17 protein-coding genes are annotated in these 22,743 nt (G+C 67.2%); 5 read left to right on the top strand and 12 right to left on the bottom strand.

Going from position 1 to position 22,743, the window contains the following annotated elements; all coding sequences use genetic code 11:
* Window positions 1–140: 140 nt before the first annotated feature.
* Window positions 141–1,709 carry a hypothetical protein gene (locus ACODRX_RS07470; RefSeq protein ID WP_488870624.1) on the top strand — a complete coding sequence of 523 codons (1,569 nt, stop codon included), beginning with the start codon at window positions 141–143 and terminating at the stop codon, window positions 1,707–1,709.
* Between the two features lie 57 nt (window positions 1,710–1,766).
* Here ACODRX_RS07470 and ACODRX_RS07465 read toward each other — a convergent pair whose 3' ends face one another.
* From ACODRX_RS07465 to ACODRX_RS07425, 9 genes are all read right to left on the bottom strand, one after another.
* Window positions 1,767–3,197: a sensor histidine kinase gene (locus ACODRX_RS07465; RefSeq protein WP_488870623.1), complete on the bottom strand. Its 1,431-nt coding sequence runs from the start codon at window positions 3,195–3,197 to the stop codon at window positions 1,767–1,769.
* Between the two features lie 3 nt (window positions 3,198–3,200).
* The gene (locus tag ACODRX_RS07460) at window positions 3,201–3,881 is read right to left on the bottom strand and encodes a response regulator (protein ID WP_488870621.1); all 681 of its coding nucleotides are present in this window, start codon (window positions 3,879–3,881) and stop codon (window positions 3,201–3,203) included.
* A 102-nt stretch (window positions 3,882–3,983) separates the two neighbouring features.
* On the bottom strand, window positions 3,984–4,847 hold the full coding sequence (locus tag ACODRX_RS07455) for an ABC transporter permease subunit (RefSeq protein ID WP_488870620.1): 864 nt from the start codon (window positions 4,845–4,847) through the stop codon (window positions 3,984–3,986).
* A gap of 1 nt (window position 4,848) precedes the next feature.
* Entirely contained in the window at window positions 4,849–5,628 is a 780-nt protein-coding gene (locus tag ACODRX_RS07450) for a taurine ABC transporter ATP-binding protein (RefSeq protein WP_488870619.1), read from the bottom strand.
* Between the two features lie 191 nt (window positions 5,629–5,819).
* Window positions 5,820–6,839: a taurine ABC transporter substrate-binding protein gene (gene tauA, locus ACODRX_RS07445; RefSeq protein WP_488870618.1), complete on the bottom strand. Its 1,020-nt coding sequence runs from the start codon at window positions 6,837–6,839 to the stop codon at window positions 5,820–5,822.
* 66 nt (window positions 6,840–6,905) lie between these two features.
* A complete protein-coding gene (locus ACODRX_RS07440; RefSeq protein ID WP_488870617.1) occupies window positions 6,906–8,336 on the bottom strand; it encodes an NAD(P)/FAD-dependent oxidoreductase in 1,431 nt (476 codons plus the stop codon).
* 39 nt (window positions 8,337–8,375) lie between these two features.
* On the bottom strand, window positions 8,376–8,771 hold the full coding sequence (locus tag ACODRX_RS07435; protein WP_488870616.1) for a nuclear transport factor 2 family protein: 396 nt from the start codon (window positions 8,769–8,771) through the stop codon (window positions 8,376–8,378).
* Window positions 8,772–8,942: 171 nt separating this feature from the next.
* Window positions 8,943–10,505: an aminotransferase-like domain-containing protein gene (locus ACODRX_RS07430; RefSeq protein WP_488870614.1), complete on the bottom strand. Its 1,563-nt coding sequence runs from the start codon at window positions 10,503–10,505 to the stop codon at window positions 8,943–8,945.
* Between the two features lie 137 nt (window positions 10,506–10,642).
* Window positions 10,643–11,695 (bottom strand): YeiH family protein, encoded by a 1,053-nt coding sequence (locus ACODRX_RS07425; protein ID WP_488870613.1) that lies wholly within the window; start codon window positions 11,693–11,695, stop codon window positions 10,643–10,645.
* Between the two features lie 187 nt (window positions 11,696–11,882).
* On the opposite strand from ACODRX_RS07425, the gene ACODRX_RS07420 reads away from it, so the two are divergent.
* Together ACODRX_RS07420 and ACODRX_RS07415 are read left to right on the top strand one after the other, a co-directional pair.
* Window positions 11,883–12,890, top strand: a complete 1,008-nt coding sequence (locus ACODRX_RS07420) for an AAA family ATPase (RefSeq protein ID WP_488870612.1) — start codon at window positions 11,883–11,885, stop codon at window positions 12,888–12,890.
* Window positions 12,891–12,917: 27 nt separating this feature from the next.
* On the top strand, window positions 12,918–14,681 hold the full coding sequence (locus tag ACODRX_RS07415; RefSeq protein ID WP_488870611.1) for a cobaltochelatase CobT-related protein: 1,764 nt from the start codon (window positions 12,918–12,920) through the stop codon (window positions 14,679–14,681).
* Between the two features lie 73 nt (window positions 14,682–14,754).
* On the opposite strand, the gene pta is transcribed toward ACODRX_RS07415, so the two are convergent.
* From pta to xsc, 3 genes are all read right to left on the bottom strand, one after another.
* Window positions 14,755–15,741 (bottom strand): phosphate acetyltransferase, encoded by a 987-nt coding sequence (gene pta, locus ACODRX_RS07410; protein ID WP_488870746.1) that lies wholly within the window; start codon window positions 15,739–15,741, stop codon window positions 14,755–14,757.
* A gap of 70 nt (window positions 15,742–15,811) precedes the next feature.
* Window positions 15,812–17,269, bottom strand: coding sequence for an amino acid permease (locus ACODRX_RS07405; RefSeq protein WP_488870610.1), 1,458 nt, complete (start codon window positions 17,267–17,269; stop codon window positions 15,812–15,814).
* A gap of 240 nt (window positions 17,270–17,509) precedes the next feature.
* Window positions 17,510–19,318, bottom strand: a complete 1,809-nt coding sequence (gene xsc, locus ACODRX_RS07400; RefSeq protein WP_488870608.1) for a sulfoacetaldehyde acetyltransferase — start codon at window positions 19,316–19,318, stop codon at window positions 17,510–17,512.
* Between the two features lie 281 nt (window positions 19,319–19,599).
* On the opposite strand from xsc, the gene ACODRX_RS07395 reads away from it, so the two are divergent.
* Window positions 19,600–20,400, top strand: coding sequence for an IclR family transcriptional regulator (locus tag ACODRX_RS07395; protein WP_488870606.1), 801 nt, complete (start codon window positions 19,600–19,602; stop codon window positions 20,398–20,400).
* A gap of 379 nt (window positions 20,401–20,779) precedes the next feature.
* Window positions 20,780–22,702, top strand: a complete 1,923-nt coding sequence (locus ACODRX_RS07390; RefSeq protein ID WP_488870605.1) for a PrkA family serine protein kinase — start codon at window positions 20,780–20,782, stop codon at window positions 22,700–22,702.
* The last annotated feature ends 41 nt before the right edge of the window (window positions 22,703–22,743 follow it).

Below are 22,743 nucleotides of genomic sequence, written 5' to 3'. Positions count from 1 at the left end.
ACCATAGCAATTTGTGCGGGTTCCCATCAGTGCCCTTGCAACATTTGTCATTAAAAGCGGCTATATCGAAAGGTCGCGACCCCGGCCTGCCGTAGTACAGAGCGGCGAGGCAATGTCAACCACCCAGAGAGGAGATCTTCATGCAGCGTATCTACCACCACGCACGCGCTGGCGTCACGGCCGTGGCTCTGGCATGCGGCCTGGCTGCTCATGCCGACACTGGATTCACCCCGCAAAGCGGTACCTGGATAGTGAGCTCAGAACTGGACGGGAGGCCCGGCCGTGGCATGGCTATCGACGTACAGGACGGCATCATGGTGATGCAGGTCTACAGCTACCGTGCCGATGGTGCCGCGACCTTCCATGCCGCTACTGGTACCGTGGTGGACAATCAGGTGAGCGCTCCGCTCAAGCAGTACCGTGGCGGCCGTTATTTTGGCAGTGGCCCACGCTCGGGAGATGAGGTAGATGACGCTGGCCCCGTGAACATCACTTTCACGAGCGGAAGCACGGGAATGGTCCAATTTCCTGGTGAGCAGCCAGTGAAGATGGAGCGCTATCGTTTCGAGAATGCGCCCGAGGGCAAGCTGAACCCCAAGAGCTGGATGCTCGCACTGCTTGACGAAAACGGCGATACCGCATCGGTGGGTATCGCGCTTACCGGTTCCGATGAACCGCAAAGCAGTGCCCTGTTTGGAGGGGGCACCGGACTGCAAATCAAGGCACTGAACATTCAGACCCAACAGCAGGAAGACCTGGCGCTGGGATGCCAGTACGCGCTGGCGTCATACACCTTCCGCTGCCAAGGCGTAGGAGGTACGGTAGCAGCCGGCGAGTTCAAGGAATATGTGCGCCAGTTGACTGGTACGCTGCAATGGGGCGGCAAAACCTACCGTATGGTGGCGCTGCGCCTAAGCGATTACAAGAATGGCGGCTTGGACACCGATATCGGCCTCAGCTCCGATGTGCTGAGCTATGCTCCGGACGACGGCACCTGGATCGTCAGTGCCGAGCTTGATGGTAAACCGGGCCGAGGCATGGCCATAGATACGCAAGGCGGCACGCTGATGATGCAGGTGTACAACTACGATTCCACTGGTGACGCCACATTCCATCTGGCCATGAGTCCCTATGCCTACGTTCAGGCCGCGGGCGCGCTAAAGAGCTATGTAGGGGGGCGCTATTTTGGCAGTGGTCCACGCTCGGGAACCGAGATCTCGGATGCGGGTATGGTCTATCTGGCCTTCGATACGCCCACCAGGGGCGTGCTGCGCTTTCCGGGTGAAGAGCCTCGCACTATCCAGCGCTATCGCTTCGGCGCGCAGGCACCCGATCCCACGAGTCTGCTGGGAACTTGGGCTTTGTACGATGCGACCAATCAGCAAGCGGTGACGCTCAGACTGAGCCAATTGGCGGGCGATGGGGCTGCGTCGGCTGATGGTGTGTGGTGTAGCTATATGGACGCTGCAGCGCGCAAGGTGCGCTGTACCCAGACCGTTGCTCTGGAAGGTGGTACCGAAGTGTATGCCAAGGATTATCGCTTCGTGGTGGACCGAGACCTGGCCCTGGGCAAGGCCATGCCCAAGGGTTGGCAGGTGCCCGAAAACGGCATGGCAGCTGATGATTCCCAGATCGAGGCAGAGTCGCTGCAGGGGCTGCGTGTGGTGGACCAGCATGGCGTGCAGACCGGGCTGGGGCCGCTGCGCTGAAGTCATAGACGCTGGCGCTTAGAAAGAAAGCGCGCCTAGCTGATTGGGTTGGTGTCACTACGCCGCGCTGCGAAACCTTACTGTCACCAGCACGCCGCGCTGGCTGCGCTGTGCAAAAGCGTCTTCGAGCACTACGCTGGCGCCGTGCTGGCGCGCGATCTCCTGCACGATGGGCAGGCCCAGGCCCGAGCCGTCCACGCCGGTGCCGAGCACGCGGTAGAAGGGCTGGAACACATGCTCGCGCTCGCCCTCGGGAATGCCGGGGCCGGTGTTCTCCACCTGCAGCGCCAGCACATGGCCGAAGGGGTCGGCCAGCAGGCGCACATTGATCACGCCGGGCGACTCGCTGCTCGAAGGCGTGTAGTTGACCGCGTTGTCCAGCAGGTTGCGCACCAGCTCGGACAGCAGCGTGGCGTTGCCGTCCACGGCGGCCTGGCCGTCGCCGGGCTGGGGGCCGTCGTAGCCCAGGTCGATGCCGCGGGCCAGTGCCCGGTCCACGCAGTCGTGCACCGCGTCGATCACGATGGCGGCCATGTCGCAGCGGCTGCTGTGCAGCGTGCCGCCGCGGCTTTCGGCGCGGGCCAGCGACAGCAGCTGGTTGACGGTGTGCGTGGCCCGGATGCTGGCGCGACCGATCTGCTGCAGCGACTGTTTCAGGTCGTCGGCGCTGGCGCTTTCGCGCTGCGCGATCTCGGCCTGCATGCGCAGGCCGGCCAGCGGGGTCTTGAGCTGGTGCGCGGCATCGGCGAGAAAGCGCTTTTGCGTGGCCAGCGAATCCTGCAGGCGTTCGAGCAGGCCGTTGACCGAGTCCACCAGCGGCACCACCTCCAGCGGCACGCCGCGGTGGTTGATGGGCGAGAGATCGTCGCTCTTGCGTGCCTGGATGCGCTCTTCGAGCTGGTGCAGCGGCTTGATGCCGCGCACCAGCGCCAGCCACACCAGCAGCACCGCCAGCGGCAGGATGGCGAACTGCGGCAGCATCACGCCCTTGATGATCTCGGTGGCGAGCACGCTGCGCTTCTCGCGCGTCTCGGCCACCTGGATCAGCGCCAGGTTGGGCTCGGGCAGCGACAGGCGCACCCATAGCCAGGCCACGCGCAGGTCGGCGCCGCGCATGTCGGCGTCGCGCAGCTGTACCTCGCCGGGCAGGTGGTTGCCGTCTTCGGGCGGCGGCGGTAGCGCCGCCTCGCCCGAGAGGAACTGGCCGGAAGGCGTGAGCACCTGGTAGTACACCGCGTCGGAGTCGTCGGCGCGCAGGATCTCGCTGGCCGGCTGCGGCAGGTTGAAGTGGACCTGGCCGCCGCGCACGCTGATGAGCTGGGCCAGCGCCTGGACGTTGTATTCCAGCGCGCGGTCGAAGGGCTTGTTCGCCAGGTTCTGCGCCACCAGCCAGGTCAGCGCCAGCGAAACCGGCCACAGCAGCAGCAGCGGCGTGAGCATCCAGTCGAGGATCTCGCCGAAAAGGGAGCGCTGCTCGCTGCGGAACATGCTTCAGGACGGGCTCTGGATGCGTTCGAGACAGTAGCCGATGCCGCGCACGGTGGCGATGCGGATCGGGCCTTTCTCGATCTTCTTGCGCAGGCGGTGGATGTAGACCTCGATGGCGTTGGTGCTCACTTCCTCGCCCCATTCGCACAGGCGCTCCACCAGCTGGTCCTTGCTCACCAGGCGGCCCGCGCGCTGCAGCAGCACTTCGAGCAGGCCCAGCTCGCGCGCCGACAGCTCGAGCATCTTGCCATCGATGCTGGCTACCCGGCCGGCCTGGTCGTACACCAGCGGCCCGTGCCGGATGGTGCTGCTGGTGGCGCCCATGCCGCGGCGCGTGAGGGCCCGCACCCGGGCCTCCAGCTCCGACAGGGCGAATGGCTTGGCCATGTAGTCGTCGGCGCCCAGGTCCAGCCCCTGCACGCGCTCCTCGATGCTTTCGGCGGCGGTGAGGATCAGCACTGGCAGGCTGGAGCCGCGCGCGCGCAGCCGCTTGAGCACCTCCAGGCCGTGCAGCCGGGGCAGGCCCAGGTCGAGGATGAGCAGGTCCAGCTCGGTATTGGTCATCAGCGCCGCGTCGGCCTCGGTGCCGCTGGCCACATGGTCCACCACCGCGCCCGAGCCGCGCAGGCTGCGCAGCAGGCCATCGGCCAGCACCTGGTCGTCTTCGGCTATCAGGATGCGCATCGGTGTCTCCTAGGATCTCGTGGTGAGAGATTCTAGGACGGCGGGCCCGGGCTTTCGTGCGTTATGCGCCGAGGGTTTTGCTGGGGTTCCCGCGCGGCCGGCCTACATCCGGCCCTTCCACGGCACCAGCTTTCTTTCCACCCAGCGCATGAACAGATCGAAGGCATAGGCCACCACGCCGATGACGACGATGCCCATGATGACGATGTCGGTGCGCAGGAAGTTCGACGCATTCAGCACCATCTGGCCCAGGCCCACGTTGGCCGCCACCATCTCGGCGGCCACCAGGGTGGTCCAGCCGAAGCCGATGGCGATGCGCATGCCGATCAGGATGTCGGGCATGGCCGCCGGCAGGATCACGTGGCGTATCACCTGCCAATAGCTGGCGCCCATGGAGTAGGCGGCGTTGATCTGCTCCTGCGCGGCGCTGCGCATGCCGGCGCGGGCGGCCAGGGCCAGCGGCGCGAAGCAGCTCAGGAAGATCAGCAGGATCTTGGGCAGCTCGTCGATGCCGAACCAGATGATGATCAGCGGCAGGTAGGCCAGCGGCGGCAGCGGGCGGTAGAACTCGATTGGCGGATCGAAGATGCCGCGCACCACGCGCGACATGCCCATGGCTATCCCCAGCGGCACCGCGGTGACGAAGGCCAGCCAGAAGGCGGCCGTCACGCGCAGCAGGCTGGCCGAGAAGTGCTGCCACAGCGGCTTGTCGTTGGTCTGGCCGGTGAGGTATTCGTAGAACTGCTGGAACACCGCCTGCGGGCTGGGCAGGAACAGCGGCTTGATCCAGCCCAGGTTGGTGGCGGCGAACCATAGCACGATGAGTGCGGCGACGGTGACGATGCTGATGGTGAGGCTGGAGCCTTCGCCCGGCACCTTGAACTTGCTGGTCTTGACGGGGCCGGCCGCAGCGGCCGGGATGGCACCTGTGCTGGCGGCGGTGGCGGTCGTGGTGGTGTTGGCCATGTCACTTCTCCCGGTGGTGGATCAGGCCCAGCACTTCCTCGCGCAGGCGGATGAAGTCCGGGCGCGACTTGACGGCGCGCGCGTCGTTGGTGTCCAGGAACTCGTGCGAGAAGGGCAGGTCTTCGTAGACATGCGAGACGCGCCCGGGGCTGGGGCTCATCACGATCAGCCGGGTGGCGAGGAACAGCGCCTCCTCCACCGAGTGGGTGATGAAGAACACCATCTTCTGCGTCGCCTTCCAGGCGCGCAGCAAAATCTCCTGCACCTGCTCGCGCGTGAAGGCGTCGAGCGCGCCCATGGGCTCGTCCATCAGCAGCAGCGCCGGGTCGTTGGCCAGCGCGCGCGCAATGCCCACGCGCTGTTGCATGCCGCCCGACAGTTCGTACACGGCGCGCTGGGCATATTTCTGCAGCCCCACCAGGCCAAGCTTTTCCTCGGCGATGGCATGGCGCGTGCTGGCGTCCACGCCGCGCAGGCGCAGGCCCAGGGCCACGTTGTCGCGCACATTCAGCCAAGGCATGAGCGCATGCTTTTGGAACACCACGCCGCGATCGGCGCCGGGGCCGCTCACCGGCTGGCCGTCCAGCAGGATGGCACCGGTGGACGGGGCCAGAAAGCCCGCCATGCAGTTGAGCAGCGTGGTCTTGCCGCAGCCCGAGGCGCCCAGGGCGACGACGAAATCGCCGCTTTGCATGCTCATGTTGACCGGGGCGAGCGCCTGCAGCGTGCCCCCCTTGACTTCGTAGTTGACCGTGAGGTCGCGGATTTCCAGTTGAGGCACGGTGCTAGCCTCCTCTCCAAAAATGGGGATCGGGAGGCGGGGCGCGAGGCCCCGCCACATGCGGGCCTTAGAGCTGCTAACACAACCCAGCAAATCGAAGATTTGCGGTTGAGACGAGGCGCGAAGCCGCAGGCAGTACGCTAGTACGACAAGGCGGAGCAACGACGTATCAAGGGTTGTGTTAGCGGCTCTTATTGGCCCAGGGCCTTGCGCACGTAGATGTCGGTGACGTTGCCGGCGTAGCTGGGCTTGGCCTCCTGGATACGGCCCTGCGACTTGAGGAACGCCGCGGTGTTGCCCATGGCCTGGGCCACGCCGCCGTCCAGCCAGGTGGCCGTCAGCTGCTCCTCGGCGCTGGGAAAGCGGTACAGCGCCATGGCCGCGGGCACGTCCTTGGGGTCGGCGCGGGTCCACTTGGCCACGGCCTTGATCTCGGGGGAGTCGGGCGTCCACCGGGCCAGGTTGTCGCGCACCTGGGCGCTGGCGCGGTTGAGCGCCTTGACGAAGGCCACCATGAAGGCCTCGTTCTCGGCCGCCCACTTGGCGTTGACCGCGATGGCCTCGAAGGTGGGGAAGCCCATCTTGCCGATGCTGCCCGAGGTGGCGATCACCTTGCCCTTGGCCTTGACCTTGGCCAGCACCGGGTCCCAGATGAAGGTGGCGTCGATGTCGCCGCGCTCCCAGGCCGCGGCCACTTCCGGCGGGCGCATGTTCAGCACGTCCACCTTGCGGGCGTCCACGCCTTCCTTGTTCATCGCCGCGATCAGCTGGTAGTGCGCGGTGGAGACGAAGGGCACGCCCACGCGCTTGCCCACCAGGTCCTTGATGGCGGCTATGCCCGTGCCGTTGCGGGCCACCAGCGCCTCGGCATCGGCGATGTCGGCCGAGACCCAGAACATCTTGATGTCCTGCCCCTGGCTGGCGGCGGCGGTGAGCGGGCTGGAGCCCACCTCGCCCATCTGCACGTCGCCCGAGCTCATGGCGCGGATGACGTCGCCACCGCCCGAGAACATGCGCCAGTTGATCTTGTAGCCGGTGGCCTTCTCGACTTCGCCGGACTCCATGACCAGGCGCAGCGGCACCTGCATGTCCTGGTGCGCGAAGGTCACGGTCTTGGGCTGGGCATGCGCGGTGCCGATCGCCGCGCCGGCCAGGGTGATGGCGGCTGCGGCGGCCATGGCTTGCAACAGATTGCGTTTGGTCGATCCCATGCTTGTCTCCTGATGTATGAATAGGGGGATGATTGAAACGGGGGGCGGGAGCTCAGGGCGTAGCTGTCATAGCACCTCGTCTTTCAGGTGGTACCACTTGTAGAGAAAGCGCTGGCCGAAGCGGCGAAAGGGCGCAAAGACTTCCGAGGTCACCATCTCGCGCACGTTCGGGAAGGGCAGGCGGTCCTGGAAGATGGGCAGGTCGAACGCCCCATCGGGCTTGCCGGCTATCAGCATGGCCAGGCGCCGGCCGGCCTGGGCCGAGTACATGACGCCGTTGCCGCCATAGCCCAGCGCGTAGTAGATGGACTGCCGGCCGTCGGGTTGCACGATGCGCGGCATCATGTCGTGGCTCACGTCCACCCAGCCCCAGTACGAGTACTTCACCTCGACATGGGCGAGCGAGGGAAACTTGCGGTGCAGGTCGCGCACCAGCATGTCCTCGTACTTGCGCTCGGGCGCGGCGCGGCCGGTGATGGCGCTGCGGCTGCCGATCTGCAGCGTGCGGTCGGGCATCAGCCGGTAGTAGTGGCGCAGCACGCGGGTGTCGGTGAAGAACTGCGTGGTGCGGATGCCGGCCTGCCGGATCTCGGCGTCGGTCAGCGGCCGCGTGGCGATGGAGTTCGACAGGATGGGCAGCAGGCGGTTCTTCAGCTCCTTGTGCAGCGTCTGCGAGGTGTAGCCGCCCGTGGCCACGCCCACCGCACGGGCGCGCACCGTGCCGCCGGGGGTCTTCAGGTGGTGGATGCCGCCCTTGGTCTCCCAGCCGATGACGGGGCTGGCCGGATGCACCCGGGCACCCAGCGCGCGCGCCTTCTTCAGGTAGCCGAAGGCCAGCTTGGCGGCGTGGATGCCGATGCCCTCGGGCTCGTGCATCGCGCCCGCGCATTCGTGATCGTCCACCCAGTCGCGGCGCACGGTGGCGGCGTCGTAGATGCGGGCGTCGTAGTTGAAGGTCTCGCGCAGCAGCCTGGCTTCCTTTTCGAGCTTGGGCATCACGCTGGGCTTGTGCGCGATGTACCAGTGGCCGCCGGGCTGCTGCTCGCAGTCGATGTCGGCGATCATCTGCTTGAAATAGTCCATCGCATCGACGCATTCCTGGTGCATGCGCTGGGCGGTGTCCATGCCCCAGCGCGCGATCCACTGCGAGCGCGACAGGCGGCCCGAGGCGCACTGGGCCTGGCCGCCGTTGCGGGTGCTGCAGCCCCAGGCGGCGCGGTTGGCCTCCAGCACCACGGCCTTGATGCCGTGGTCGCGGGCCAGCGCGATGGCTGCGTTCAGCCCGGTGAAGCCCGAGCCGATGATGACCACGTCGGCATCCATGTCGCCCTGCACCGGGCCGTCGTCCGGCGGCGGCTCGCCGGCGGTGCCGATCCAGTAGGTCGGGGCATAGTCGCGGCCGCGCCCCGGGGACGGGTCGAGCAGCGGATCATAGGCGGGGTCGTAGCTGTCCCGGGCCGGCGTGGCCTGGGACGGGGAGGTGGTGTAGTCGGGCATCGCGCGGTTCTCGTGGCGTTGGAGCAGGGCGATGCGGCCTCAGCGGGCGGGCTGCGCGGGGCGGCTCTTGCGGAAGGCGTTCTTGATCGCGATCTTGCCGTTGTGGAACGTGAACACGTCCACCATGCGGGCCTCGACGCGGCTGCCGTCCTTGGCGGTGCCCACGAAGGTGGATTCGGAGACGCCGCGGTTGCCGCAGATGAAGTGGTCGCCGTCCAGCCACTGCGCATCGGGGAAGTTGAGCCAGGCGGCCTCGAAGCCCTTGCGCACCTCGTCGCGGCCGGTGTAGGTCAGGCCCAGCAGGTCGGGGCCGCCCACGGCGTGGAACGAGCAGTCGTCGGCCATGAAGCCCATCAGCGCCTCGATGTCGTGATCGTTCCAGGCCTGGTTGAAGGCCACCAGCATTTGGATTTCGGGGGATTGGTTCGATGGCATATGCGTGTCTTCCGTGCGGTGGTAAATGAAAATGCGATGGCTGCCAGCGTATGCCTTGGCCTGCAATACGCTTAGGTCCAGCCTTCTGCAATTTTTGGTACCACCTGCGCGGCCTGCTGGTAAACCATGGCATGCGCCGCGGCCCGCCATCGGGCCGCCCAGAGGCCCTGGCTAGCGGCCGCCGCTGCCCTGCAGTTCGAGGTAGGCGCAGCGCAGCGCCTGCACTCCTGGCTCGATGTCGGCCACGCTGATGCAGGTGAAGCCCATGCGGAAAAAGCGCGCATGGTCTGCGCTGCAGTGGCCTTCGAGCGGGCTCATGAAGAACACGTCGCCGGGCTCGATCAGCACGCCATGGCGCTCGGCCACCTCGCTGAGGCGGCGCGCGTCCAGGCCGGGCGGCCCCTGCACCCACAGCGCCGAGCCGCCGCTCACCGCGCCGGCATGCCAGTCGGGCAGGTGGCGCTGCATGGCCTGTATCAGCGCGGCGGCGCGCAGCGCATGCTCGGCCGCCAGCTTGCGCAGCAAGGTGTTGTGGTGCCCGAGGCCGATGAACAGGGCCAGCGCGCGCTGGCCATAGGCATTCGGGTGGCGGATGTTGAGCCGCCGCAGCCCGCGCAGCGCCTGCACCAGCTCGGCCGGCGCGACCACGTAGCCGATGCGCAGGCCCGGCGCGAGGCTCTTGGACATGCTGCCGATGTAGATCACGCGGCCGCTCTGGTCCATGCTCTTGAGCGCGGGGATGGATTCGCCGGCCCAGCCGTCCTCGGTCTCGTAGTCGTCCTCGATCACCACGAAGTCGGACTCGCGCGCCATGGCCAGCAGGGCCTGGCGCCGCGGCATGCTCAGCGTCACCGAGGTGGGACACTGGTGGCTGGGCGTGACGTACACATACTGCTGGCCGCGCATGCGCTCGTTGACCACCACGCCCTCCTCGTCGACCGCCAGGCCGGTGAGGTGCACCCGGCGCTGCACGAAGATGTTGCGCGCATCGGGGTAGCCCGGGTCTTCCATGCCCACGCACACGCCCGGCTCCATCAGCAGGTCGGCCAGCAGGTACAGCCCCTGCTGCGAGCCCACGGTGACGATGATCTCGTCCTCCTGCGCGTGGATGCCGCGCATGGTCAGCAGCCGGGTGCGGATCTGCTGGATCAGCGCCGGGTCGTCGCGCAGGAACATGTCCTGCCCCCATTCGAAGGATTCGAGCAGGTTCAGCGTGCGCAGGCAGCACAGGCGCCAGTCGGCCAGCGGAAACAGGCGGGCGTCGAACTGGCCGTACAGAAAGGGATAGCGGTAGTTGCGCCAGTTGCTGCGCTTTTCGATATTGCGCTGGGTGCTGGGCCGAAAGCGGATGCGCGTGTCCCAGTCGGGCTGGCCGTTGCCCGGCGCAGGCATGGCGGCGGCCGGCGGTGGCGGCGCTGCCGCGGGAGCGGCCGCCGCGCCCGCGCCCTTGCCTGGCAGTGTCTCGGCCACCCAGTAGCCCATGCGGGGCTCGGCGCACAGGTAACCTTCGTCCACCAGTTGCTGGTAGACGATGATGACGGTGTTGCGCGATACCTTGAGCGCGCGCGACAGGTCGCGGGTGGAGGGCAGGTAGGTGGAAGGCGGCAGCATGCCGTCCAGCATGGCCGCCACCAGCATGCGGCGCACCTGGGTCTGCAGCGACTGCGAAGGGTCCCGGTAGGGCGCCCACAGGGCCGGCCACAGCGCCCCGTCGATCTTCCCGTATTCCGTCATTTCAGTTCTCCTTGGCGCCTCGCAGGGGACTCCCCATCTCAGTTGTTTCACCTCGCCGAGCGCAGCCCATGTTCCATGAAACTGGCGCAGCCCCATGTGCGGGCACCGAGAAAGGGCCGCCCCGCACCGAGGGTGCCTCACCTCAATAGCCAGCTCACCAGCGCCATGAACACCGCGATAAAGACGGTCTCGCTGATGAGCAGCGCAATCGGCTGCCAGCCCAATTGCACGATCTTCTCGAACGAGGTCTTGACACCCAGCGCGGCGATCGAGATCACCAGCGCCCAGCCCGAGGTCTCGTTGGCCGCATGCTGCACCACCGGCGGCACCCAGCCCAGGCTGTTGGCGATCACCAGCAGGATGAAGGCCACCAGAAAGAAGGGCAGCACCGGCGGGCGCTTGGCCTTCTGCCCAGCCTTGCCGCCACGGGCCGCCGAGGCCGCCACATCGGCGCGAAAATAGAGCGCCAGCACCAGCACCACCGGCACCAGCATGGCCACCCGGAACATCTTGGCCAGCGTCGCCAGCTTGGCCACCTCGGGCGAGACGATGTTGCCCGCGCCCACCACCTGCGCCACGTCGTGGATGGAGCCACCGAGGAACAAGCCGGCCTGCGCCGCACTCAGGCCCATGGTCTTGACCCACAGCGGATAGAGCACCATCGCGGTGGTCGACAGGCTGGCGATGCCGATCGCGGTCATCAGCGTGTAGCGCTCGTTCTCGTCATCCTGCACCATGGTCGAGGAGATGGCCATGGCGGCCGAGATGCCGCAGATGCCGGTGGCGCCGCCCGACAGCAGCCCCAGCTTGTAGGGCAGGCCCAGCGCGCGCGCCATGAACAGGCCGAAGCCTATGGTCAGCACCACCGCGCAGGCCAGCGCGCTGATGCCGGCCAGCCCCAGGTCGGTGACGTCGGCCATCACGATCTTGCAGCCCAGCAGGGCCACGCCGAAACGCACCAGCTTCTTGGCGGCGAACTCCACCCCGTCCTTGCAGCGCTCATTGTCCGACAGAAAGTGGAACGCCACCCCCAGCAGCAGCGCATACAGGAATTTGGGGCCGCCGTAGTGGTCCGACACGAAGGTGGCCGCCAGCGCCACGACGACGGCCAGCATCAGGCCGGGAATCAGGGCGGTCCAGGCCTGCATCCAGGCGGGCAGGCGTGACGGGGTGGCGGCGGAAGTCGGCATAGGGGGCCTCGTGAAACAGGTGTGGGGCGTGCGGCGGCGGATGGCCTGTGGCTGGTGAAGCAAGGCTTCGATGGGTTGAATAATACATTTATTGGACTTTTTTGTCTCGTTTTTTTAAAATTAAAACCGTCCTCGATTGAGGCGCCTTTGTTGTCGACGCCACACCGGTTACGCCCGGCCCCTGCCCATGACCGCCCCCGCCCACTGCTCCAGCCTTTCGCCCGTGCAACTCGTCCGAGTGGATGAAGTGTTCGGCTTTGCCTCTTCGCTACAGGTCCACGCGCTGGCGCAGCCCAGCGATCTCACGCCTACGCCGGACCCGGACTACCAGTTCGATCCCGAGGTGACGCTGGCCTTGCTGGCTGGCTTCGAGCACAACCGCCGCGTGCTCATCCAGGGACTGCACGGCACCGGCAAGTCCACCCATATCGAGCAGGTGGCGGCGCGCCTGAACTGGCCCTGCGTGCGGGTCAACCTGGACGGCCACATCAGCCGCATGGACCTGGTGGGCAAGGACAGCATCGTGCTCGACGCGGGCCAGCAGGTCACCCGCTTCCAGGACGGCATCGTGCCCTGGGCCCTGCGCCAGCCGATGGCGCTGCTGTTCGATGAATACGACGCCGGCCGGCCCGATGTGATGTTCGTGATCCAGCGCCTGCTGGAGAAGGACGGCCAGTTCACGCTGCTGGAGCAAAACCGGGTGCTGCTGCCGCACCCGCAGTTCCGCATCTTCGCCACCGCCAACACCGTGGGCCTGGGCAACACCACTGGCCTGTACCACGGCGTGCAGCGGCTCAACCAGGCGCAGCTCGACCGCTGGAGCCTGGTGGTGCAGCTGAGCTACCTCAGGCCCGAGGTCGAGGAGCGCATCGTGCTGGCGCATGCGCCCGAGCTGGGTGACGAGCGCGGCCGCCTCACGGTGCAGCGCATGATCGCGCTGGCCGCGCTCACCCGCGCGGGCTTTGCCGCCGGCGACGTGTCCACGCTGATGACGCCGCGCACCGTGATCACCTGGGCCGAGAACCTGCGCTTCTTCCAGGACGTGGCGCAGGCCTTTCGCCTCACCTACCTCAACAAATGCGAGGAGGAGGAGCGCATCGTGGTGGCGGAGTATTTCCAGCGCTGCTTCGATGCGGAGCTGGCCGAATCCTGCGCCCACGGCCCGCACAGCGGCCGCTTGCCGGCGGCGGCCTGACGGGCCGCGCATACGCAGGAGGCATGCATGTCTGAATCCACCACTGCCGCGGCCGCACCGCCGCTGAGCCCGCCGGCGCGCGCGCGCCGCCAGCAAAAGCTCGATCACCTCAGCGCCGCCGCCCTGCGCGCGCTGGCCGGCAACCCGGCGCTGGGCTTTCGCGCGCCCCATGCCTGGCGCGGCGGCGAGCCCATCGCCTGGCTGCCGCCGCATTTGTTCAGCGGCGAGGAAGACGGCCTGCTCACCTACCGCGCGATTGCCGACAGCCTGGCGCTGCGCGAGCGCCTGGGCGATCCGGCGGCCCATGCGCGGCATGCGCCCGAGGCCACGTCCGACACCGTGCTGGCGCGCATGCTCTACGAATGGTTCGAGCATCTGCGGGTCGAAGCGCTGGCGCCCGAGACCCTGCCCGGCAGCGCACACAACCTGCGACGCCATTTCGAGGCATGGAGCCGGCGCTACCACGATTCGCCGCTCATCGAAACCCGGCTCGGGCTGCTGCTGTTCTCGGTGAGCGTATCGGTATGGTCGCGCCTGTGCCGCGTGGCGCCCGACGAGCCGCTGCAGGACACGATGGAGAGCACGCGCGCCGGCCTGGCGCCGCTGCTGGGCGGGCCGCTCTACGCGATGAGCCGGCACCTGCGCGCGCCGGCGCTGTTCGCTCCGGCCTCGGCGGCGCTGGCGCGCGAGGTGGCCGCGCTCGCTGCCGCTGCCGCGCAGGAGGGCGGCGAGCGCAACGCAGGCAAGGCGCGGCGCGGCAGCTGGTCTTCCGCGTTCTACCTCTGGTTCGATCCTTCGCCGCGCGATGACGACGCGCTGCCGCTGGCGCCGGCCGGCGCGCAGCGCCTGCTGGCCGCGGATGCCGAGCGCTACCGCGTGTTCACGCAGCGCTTCGACCAGGAGCGGGTGGCCTCGGAGCTGGTGCGCGCCGCCGCGCTCGACGGCTACCTGCAGCAGCTGGAGCACAGCCTGCGCCATTGGCAGCTGCCGGTGCGCCGCCTGGCGCGCGAGCTGGCGCTCACGCTGCAGCGCCAAGAGCGCGACGGCTGGCTGTTCGACCAGGAGGCGGGCCGCATCGACGGGCGGCAGCTGCCGCGCATCGTGGCCTCGCCGCACGAGAGGCGGCTGTTCAAGCAGGAGGCCGAGCAGGCCCGGGTGGATGCCGCGCTCACGCTGCTCATCGACTGCTCGGGCTCCATGAAGGCGCATGCCGAACAGGCGGCCTTGTTCGCGATGGTGCTGGGCCGCATGGCCGAGCTGGCCCAACTGCCCTTCGAGGTGCTGGGCTTCACCACATCGAGCTGGAACGGCGGCAAGGCCCGGGCGCTGTGGCGCAAGCAGCGGGATGCGGAGCCGGGCCGCGTGGCCGACCGGCTGCACCTGGTGCTGCAGCCCGCCGGCATGCGCGCGCGCCGGGCGCGGCGCGAGATCGCGGCCCTGCTCAAGGCCGATATCTACAAGGAAGGGCTGGATGGCGAAGCCATCGAATGGGCCTGCGAACGCCTGCACCGTGAAGGCGCGGCGCGGCGTGTGCTGCTGGTCATGTCCGACGGCTGCCCGACCGAGACCGCCACCCACCAGCTCAATGCACCGCACTACCTCGAACACCATCTGCGCGAGGTGGTGGCCCGGCAGGAGTGGGGCGGGGTGGACATCATCGGCATTGGGATTGCGCTGGATCTGTCGCCGTTCTATCCGCTCAACCTGCCGGTGGAGCCGGATGCGCTGCTCAAGACGCGCACCTTGGTGGAGCTGATGCGGCTCATGCGGCAAGGCGGCAGAAGGCGATAGAAAGGCAGGGGCCGAAAACCGGCCCCTGCCATCGGGAAAGAGCTGCCGAAAACCGCCGCCCTGGAGCCTGTTCCTACTCCCCCGCCTGCAATGCCGTCACCGCAATCGCGCACAGCACATCCTCCATGCTGCAGCCGCGCGACAAGTCGTTGGCCGGCCGCCTGAGTCCTTGCAGCAGCGGACCGATGGCGGTGGCGCCGCCGATGCGCTCGGCCAGCTTGTAGCCGATGTTGCCGGCGTTCAGGTCGGGAAACACCAGCACGTTGGCATGCCCGCCCACGGCGCTGCCCTGCACCTTGCGGCGCGCGATGTCGGGCACCAGCGCGGCGTCAAGCTGCACCTCGCCGTCGGCCTTCAGCGCGGGGTCGCTGGCATGCAGCAGCGCGGTGGCTTCGCGCACCTTGTCGACCAGCTGGTGGCTGGCGCTGCCATTGGTCGAGAACGACAGCATGGCCAGGCGCGGCTCCTCGCCCAGCAGCTGGCGCGCGCTGTGCGCGCCGGCGCGCGCGATCTCCGCCAGCTCGCTCGCGCTGGGGCTGACCACCAGGCCGCAGTCGGTGAAGATCAGCCCATGCGGCTGCTGGCCCGCGCCGGCCAGCGCGCCCGGCCGGGTGATCATCAGGAAGAAGCTCGACACCAGGCTGGCCTGCGGCTGCTTGCCGATGATCTGGATCGCGGCGCGCACCACGTCGGCCGTGGTGTGCACCGCGCCCGAGACGCAGCCGTCGGCCCGGCCCGTGGCGACCATCAGGTTGGCCAGCACCAGCGGCTCGCGCACCTGCAGCCGGGCCTGCTCCAGCGCCAGGCCCTTGTGGCGGCGCAGCTCGAACAGGGCCTGGGCCAGCGCCTCGGCCTCATCCGCGGGCAGGTCCGCGGGGTGCAGCCGCTGCAGGCCGGCGGGGTCGGCAGCGTCCTTGCGCTGGGTGGACAGCAGCACGATGTCGGCCACGCCGGCCTGCTGGGCCAGCGCGCCGGCGCGGGCCACGCGCTCGTCGTCGCCTTCGCACAGCACGATGCGGCGCCGCTGCCGCGCGGCCCGCTCGAACAGCCCGCGCAGCAGCGGGCTGGCCAGCAGCGCGGGCGGCAGCAGGTCGGTGCCGGCGGCCACCGGGTAGGGCAGGGAGAGCGCTTCAGCCACGGCTGCTCCTTTGGCCCGCCAGCAGGACTTCCTGCTGGCGCGTGCGGGCCATCTCGCCATGGCCCCAGCGCACCCGCACGGCATAGGCCGCCAGCAGCAGCACCAGGCTCACGAAGCCCAGGGCCAGCGGGGTGCGCTGCTCGGGGATGAAGGCCATGGCGACCATGATCGCGATCATGCCGGCGATGGCCAGGTAGGTCAGCCACGGAAAGCACCACATCTTCACCCGCAGGCGCTCGGGCGCGGTGCGCTCCAGGTAGCGGCGCAGGCGCAGCTGGGCGATGGCGATCGAGATGTAGACCATCAGCGCCACCGTGCCGTAGGAGTTCACCAGGAAGGCGAACACCGTGTCGGGCGAGACATAGGACATCACCACCGCGCCATAGCCGAACAGGGTGGCGAACAAGGTGGCGCGTACCGGCACGCCGTTCTTGCTGAGCTTGGCCAGGGCCATGGGCGCATCGCCGCGCTGGGTGAGCGCGAACAGCATGCGCGACGAGGCGTAGATGCCCGAGTTGAGCGCCGACAGCACGGCCGTCAGCACCACCGCGTTCATGATGTGCGGCGCATAGGGAATGCCCATGGACTGCAGCGCGCTCACGTAGGGCGTGGCGATGCCCTGCGAGTTCCAGGGGATCAGGCAGACCACCAGCAGCACCGAGCCGACATAGAACACCAGCACGCGGGTGATCACCGACTGCGTGGCCTTGGCCACCGCCTTTTCCGGCTCGGAGGTCTCGGCGGCGGCGATGGTGACGATCTCGGCGCCGAAGTAAAAGCCGGTGGCCGCCACCGCCGCGGTCAGCACCGGCACGATGCCCTTGGGCATGAAGCCGCCATGCGCGCTGAGGTTGCTGAAATCGGCACTGACGCCGGGCCACAGCCCGCAGACGTAGAGCGTGCCCAGGAACAGGAAGACCACGATCGCCGCCACCTTGATGGAGGCGAACCAGAACTCGAATTCGCCGAAGGACTTGACCGAGAACAGGTTGGTCAGCGTCAGCAGCAGCAGCAGCGCCAGGCTGATGATCCACGATGGCCATTCGGGCATCCAGAAGCGCACCAGGTCGGCGCCGGCCACCGCTTCGAGCGCCACCACGATGACCCAGAAGTACCAGTACATCCAGCCGGTGAGAAAGCCCGCCAGGTCGCCCACCCTGGGCCGGTCGGCCCAGGCGATGCGGGCGTACTGGTAGAACGAGCCGACGATGGGCTGGGCCACGGCCATCTCGCCGAGCATGCGCATCACGAGGATCACCAGGCAGCCGGTGAGCAGGAAGGACAGCACCACCGCCGGGCCGGCCGACTTGACGACCACGCCGCTGCCCACGAACAGGCCGGCGCCGATCACGCCGCCCAGCGCGATCATGCTCATGTGGCGCTGCTTGAGCGTGTGCTTGAGCGCGTCGCCCGAGCCTTCTTGTTTCGATGTCGAGGAATCGACTTGCATGGGAGTCTCCTAGGTTTTTCCTCGCTGCAGCTCTTGTGCCTGGGGCTGCTGGCGGGTCGCATCCGCGCGGCCGTGCTCGGCCAGGCGCGCAAGTGTGGGGCACAACCCCTCCCGGCGCCCGGCATGGCGCATGCGGGCGCTCGAAGGGAAGGGGAATGCACCGGGGTCGGGGCGGCCCCGCGGGCGGCAGGCGCCCGGCGGCTCGGATGGGGGCGCCGGCTGCGGGCGCCCCGCTACGGCTTAGACGTAGTCCTTGTACTTTTCGAGCATGCGCACCGGCTTGGCCAGCGCGTCGCGGCGGAAGGGGTCGCCCAGCTCGCGGGTGCACATGACCTCGATCACGCAGGTCTTGCCCTCGTTCATCTGCATGTCTATGGCCTTTTGCAGCGCGGGGCCAACGTCCTCGAGCCGGTCGACCACGATGCCCTCGGCGCCCATGGCCTTGGCGATGGCGGCGAAGCTCTCGTTGTCCAGCTCGCCGGCGACGAAGCGGCGGTTGTAGAAGTCGACCTGGTTCTTCTTCTCCGCACCCCACTGGCGGTTGTGGAAGACCACCGCGGTCACCGGGATGTCATGGCGCACCGCGGTCATGATCTCCACCATGCTCATGGCCCAGGCGCCGTCGCCGGCATAGGCCACCGCCGGGCGGTCGGGGCAGGCCAGCTTGGCGCCGATGATGGTCGGCAGCGCATAGCCGCAGTTGCCGAAGCTCATCGGCGCGAAGAAGCTGCGCGGCTCCTCGAAGCGCAGGTAGCTGTTGGCCACCGAGTTGATGTTGCCGATGTCAGTGGAGACCATCACCCGCGGCGGCATCGCCTTCTCCAGCGCGCGCAGCACCTGGCGCGGATGCAGGTACTCGCCGCCGCTGAAGGGCTTCTCGCCCTTGGCCTCCTCGATCATGTCGAGGCTGTACGGGTCCTTCTCGTGCGTCCAGCCGTCCAGCTCCTGCTCCCAGGCGTCCTTCTCGGCCTTGATGGCCTGGGCGCGCTCGGCCTTGGTCGCGTCCGCGGCCAGGGTCTTGCCGGCGAGGCGCTCGACCAGCGCCTTGGCCACTGCCTTGGCATCGCCATGGATGCCGACGGTGATCTTCTTGACCAGGCCGATATTGGTATGGTCGGCCTCGACCTGGATGATCTTGGCGTTCTTGGGCCAGTAGTCCATGCCGTGCTGCGGCAGCGTGCCAAACGGGCCCATGCGCGAGCCCAGTGCGATCACCACGTCGGCCTGGGCGATGAGCTTCATCGCCGCCTTGGAGCCCTGGTAGCCCAGCGGGCCGGCCCACAGCGGATGGCTGGCGGGGAAGGCGTCGTTGCGCAGGTAGCCGGTGGCCACCGGCGCGCCCAGGCGCTCGGCCAGGGCCTGCAGCTCCTTCACCGCATCGCCCATCACCACGCCGCCGCCGGCCAGGATCACCGGGAACTTGGCGGTGGACAGCAGCTCCACCGCCGCGTTCAGGCTCTCTTCGCCGCCCGCGCCGCGCTCGATGCGGATCGGCTTGGGAATCTCGCACTCGATGGTGCCGTAGAAATAATCGCGCGGGATGTTCAGCTGGGTCGGGCCCATGTCGCTCATGGCGCGGTCGAAGCAGCGCGCGGTGAACTCGGCCATGCGCTTGGGGTTGCACACATGGCCCTGGTACTTGGTGAACTCCTGGAACATCGGCAGCTGGTTGGCTTCCTGGAAGCCCCCCAGGCCCATGCCGTTGGTGCCGGTCTCGGGCGTCACGATCACCACCGGGCTGTGGGCCCAGTAGGCGGCGGCGATCGCGGTCACGCAGTTGCTGATGCCGGGGCCGTTCTGGCCGATGGTCACGCCGTGGCGGCCGCTGGCGCGCGCATAGCCGTCGGCCATGTGGGCCGCGCCCTGCTCGTGCACCACCGGGATCAGCCGGATGCCTGCCGGCGCGAAGATGTCCATCGCATCCATGAAGGCCGAGCCCATGATGCCGAACATGTCGGTGACGCCATTGGCCACCATGGTTTCCACAAAAGCCTCGGAAGGCGTCATCTTCTGTACGCCCTGCACGGCGCTGCGCTGGTCTTGACTCATGGCATCTCCTTTAAAAAATGGAACAAAATGTTCTGCATTTTGCATGCAAAGCCATTTTTACGAAGATGCAGGGCCTTGTCTAGAACCAGTACGCTTGCATCCTAGGAACCAGTGCCCAGGCGTATCCGGCGGCAGCGGCGAGGCGCAATTTTTGAGAGCTGCCAGCGCTTGATGGGCAAGGTTTTTGGGTATAAAACCATGTGAGATCGACGAATCTAGAGCGCAGGCAGCTACGATTTTGGAGTTGTGTGCAACGATCAACCCCGAAAAGGCAACACCGCATGAAAAGACAAGAGATGGCCAGGGACGACAGCGACGACGACAACGGCTCCTACAACGCGACGCCGACGGTGCGGATCTTCCTGTTCCTGGAGGCCATAGCGCGCATGTCCTGCTATTTCACGCTGCAGGAGATCGTCAACGAGACCGGGCTGCCCAAGCCCAGTGTGCACCGCGTGCTGCAGCAGCTGGAGTCGGCCGGCATCGTGCAGCGCGACGGCGACGAGCGCCACTACGTGCTGGCACCGCGCATGCGCCGCATCGCCCACGACCTGCTGGCGCGCGACAGCCTCTATGCGGCGCGCCATGCGGTGCTGCGCGAGCTGCGCGAGGCGGTGGGCGAGAGCTGCAACCTCACCGCGTTCCAGAGCGGCGAGGTGCTGTACCTGGACCGGGTGGAGACCATGGCGCCGCTGCGCTTCTTCCTGCAGCAGGGCTCGCGCGTGCCGGCCCACTGCTCGGCCACCGGCAAGCTGTTCCTGTCGCAGCTGCCGCCGCGCCAGCAAAAGCACCTGATCGAGGCGGCGTCGCTGGAGCGCTACACCGCCAACACCATCGTCACGCCCGAGGCGCTGTACCAGGAGGTGGCCCGCACCAGGAAGCGCGGCTACGGCATCGACAACGAGGAGTTCCTGCCCGGCCTGGTGTGCTTTGCGGTGCTGGTGCCGGCGCCCGGCGGGCTGTCGCACCTGGGGGTGGCGATGCAGGGGCCGTCGATGCGTCTGCCGGTCGATGCGGTGGACAAGTACCTGCCCGCGCTGCAGAAGGCGGCCCGCTCGTTGGCCCGGCTGGAGGGCGAGTAAGGGGCATCCCTTTCAAGGTCTTGAGTTGAATAGGCGCCCTGTACCCAGTGAAGAGGTTGTGCGTTGTGCGTTGTGCGTTTTGGGTTTTGCGGGTTTCACGCTCAACGCACAACCCTCAACGCTCAACTGCCTGCAGCGCCATGGGCACTCGCAACGGCACAACACCTTGAAAGGGATGCGAGTAAGGGGCACATAAGCGGCGCCTGTACCCGCGCACGCGCCGCAACCCTCTTATTGTGCACCTGCACGCGCAGTGTGGATGTAGGACTGCTGGTCTGTTCAAACCTGGCCTAAGGTGCTACAACGAACTCTACGATAACGTATGCCTTGCAACTAATTTTGCGGCACTGTTCGCTTTGGGTGCCGCCATGGAGGTCGTATGGATGTCATCAGCAACTCCGCTGCCCGCTACGTTCGCCTGCGCGAAGAAGAGATGTCGCTCGACGAATATCTCGCCCTGTGCCAGAGCGATCCCATGGTCTACGAAAGCGCCGCCCGGCGCATGCTGGCGGCCATAGGCGAGCCCGAGATGGTGGATACGCGCAACGATCCGCGCCTGTCGCGGCTGTTCGCCAACAAGGTCATCCGCCGCTACCCCGCCTTCGCCGAGTTCTACGGCATGGAAGACGCCATCGAGCAGGTGGTGAGCTTCTTTCGCCATGCGGCCCAGGGGCTGGAGGAGCGCAAGCAGATCCTCTACCTGCTGGGGCCGGTGGGCGGCGGCAAGAGCTCGATCGCCGAGCGCCTGAAGTACCTGATGCAGAAGGTGCCGTTCTACGCGCTCAAGGGCTCGCCCGTCAACGAGTCGCCGCTGGGCCTGTTCGACCCGGTGGAAGACGGGCCGATCCTGGAGGAGCAGTTCGGCATTCCGCGCCGCTGCCTGAGCCGCGTGCTCTCGCCCTGGGCCGTCAAGCGCCTGGAGGAGCTGGGCGGCGACATCCGCCAGTTCCGCGTCGTCAAGCGCTACCCCAGCATCCTCAAGCAAGTGGGCATCGCCAAGACCGAGCCGGGTGACGAGAACAACCAGGACATCTCCAGCCTGGTGGGCAAGGTGGACATCCGCAAGCTGGAGAACTTCGCCCAGGACGACACCGACGCCTACAGCTACTCGGGCGGCCTGTGCCTGGCCAACCAGGGCCTGCTGGAGTTCGTCGAGATGTTCAAGGCGCCGATCAAGGTGCTGCACCCGCTGCTCACCGCCACGCAGGAGGGCAACTACAAGGGCACCGAGGGCTTTGGCGCGATACCTTTCGATGGCCTGGTGTTGGCGCACAGCAACGAAAGCGAGTGGAAGGCCTTTCGCAACAACAAGAACAACGAGGCCTTCCTGGACCGCATCTACATCGTCAAGGTGCCGTACTGCCTGCGCGTGTCGGAGGAGGTGCGGATCTACGAGAAGCTGATCCGCGAATCCTCGCTGGCCAGCGCGGTGTGCGCGCCCGGCACGCTCAAGATGATGGCCCAGTTCGCGGTGCTCACGCGCCTGAAAGAGCCCGAGAACTCCAGCATCTTCAGCAAGATGCAGGTCTATGACGGCGAAAGCCTCAAGGACACCGATCCGCGCGCCAAGAGCTACCAGGAGTACCGCGACTATGCGGGGGTGGACGAAGGCATGTCGGGCATCTCCACGCGCTTCGCGTTCAAGATCCTGTCCAAGGTCTTCAACTACGACAGCACCGAGGTGGCGGCCAACCCGGTGCACCTGATGTACGTGCTGGAGCAGCAGATCGAGCGCGAGCAGTTCCCGGCCGAGCTCGAGACCAAGTACACCAGCTACATCAAGGAATACCTGTCGCCGCACTATGCCGAGTTCATCGGCAAGGAGATCCAGACCGCCTACCTGGAAAGCTACAGCGAATACGGCCAGAACATCTTCGACCGCTACGTCACCTACGCCGACTACTGGATCCAGGACAGCGAGTACCGCGACACCGACACCGGCGAGGTGTTCGACCGCAATGCGCTCAATGCCGAGCTGGAGAAGGTCGAGAAGCCCGCCGGCATCGCCAATGCCAAGGACTTCCGCAACGAGATCGTCAACTTCGTGCTGCGCGCGCGCGCCAACAACCAGGGCAAGAACCCAAGCTGGACCAGCTACGAGAAACTGCGCCTGGTGATCGAGAAGAAGATGTTCTCCAACACCGAGGAGCTGCTGCCCGTGATCAGCTTCAATGCCAAGGCCAGCGCCGAGGACGCGCGCAAGCACGAGGACTTCGTCACCCGCATGGAAGCCAAGGGCTACACGCCTAAGCAGGTGCGCCTGCTGTGCGAGTGGTACCTGCGCGTGCGCAAGAGCAGCTGAGGCAGTTGGCGCGGCGCGCCGGCATCGGGCGCGCCGCGCCA

This window comes from Comamonas sp. FG99 (assembly GCF_057808605.1).
This window is presented reverse-complemented; position numbering and strand designations above follow the sequence as displayed.

What these genes read in the sequence shown, in the direction of transcription:
- ACODRX_RS07470 (WP_488870624.1), top strand. Translation starts at nt 141, where the DNA reads ATGCAGCGTATCTACCACCACGCACGCGCTGGCGTCACGGCCGTGGCT.
- ACODRX_RS07465 (WP_488870623.1), bottom strand. Translation starts at nt 3,197, where the DNA reads ATGTTCCGCAGCGAGCAGCGCTCCCTTTTCGGCGAGATCCTCGACTGG.
- ACODRX_RS07460 (WP_488870621.1), bottom strand. Translation starts at nt 3,881, where the DNA reads ATGCGCATCCTGATAGCCGAAGACGACCAGGTGCTGGCCGATGGCCTG.
- ACODRX_RS07455 (WP_488870620.1), bottom strand. Translation starts at nt 4,847, where the DNA reads ATGGCCAACACCACCACGACCGCCACCGCCGCCAGCACAGGTGCCATC.
- tauA (WP_488870618.1), bottom strand. Translation starts at nt 6,839, where the DNA reads ATGGGATCGACCAAACGCAATCTGTTGCAAGCCATGGCCGCCGCAGCC.
- ACODRX_RS07440 (WP_488870617.1), bottom strand. Translation starts at nt 8,336, where the DNA reads ATGCCCGACTACACCACCTCCCCGTCCCAGGCCACGCCGGCCCGGGAC.
- ACODRX_RS07435 (WP_488870616.1), bottom strand. Translation starts at nt 8,771, where the DNA reads ATGCCATCGAACCAATCCCCCGAAATCCAAATGCTGGTGGCCTTCAAC.
- ACODRX_RS07430 (WP_488870614.1), bottom strand. Translation starts at nt 10,505, where the DNA reads ATGACGGAATACGGGAAGATCGACGGGGCGCTGTGGCCGGCCCTGTGG.
- ACODRX_RS07425 (WP_488870613.1), bottom strand. Translation starts at nt 11,695, where the DNA reads ATGCCGACTTCCGCCGCCACCCCGTCACGCCTGCCCGCCTGGATGCAG.
- ACODRX_RS07420 (WP_488870612.1), top strand. Translation starts at nt 11,883, where the DNA reads ATGACCGCCCCCGCCCACTGCTCCAGCCTTTCGCCCGTGCAACTCGTC.
- ACODRX_RS07415 (WP_488870611.1), top strand. Translation starts at nt 12,918, where the DNA reads ATGTCTGAATCCACCACTGCCGCGGCCGCACCGCCGCTGAGCCCGCCG.
- ACODRX_RS07405 (WP_488870610.1), bottom strand. Translation starts at nt 17,269, where the DNA reads ATGCAAGTCGATTCCTCGACATCGAAACAAGAAGGCTCGGGCGACGCG.
- xsc (WP_488870608.1), bottom strand. Translation starts at nt 19,318, where the DNA reads ATGAGTCAAGACCAGCGCAGCGCCGTGCAGGGCGTACAGAAGATGACG.
- ACODRX_RS07395 (WP_488870606.1), top strand. Translation starts at nt 19,600, where the DNA reads ATGAAAAGACAAGAGATGGCCAGGGACGACAGCGACGACGACAACGGC.
- ACODRX_RS07390 (WP_488870605.1), top strand. Translation starts at nt 20,780, where the DNA reads ATGGATGTCATCAGCAACTCCGCTGCCCGCTACGTTCGCCTGCGCGAA.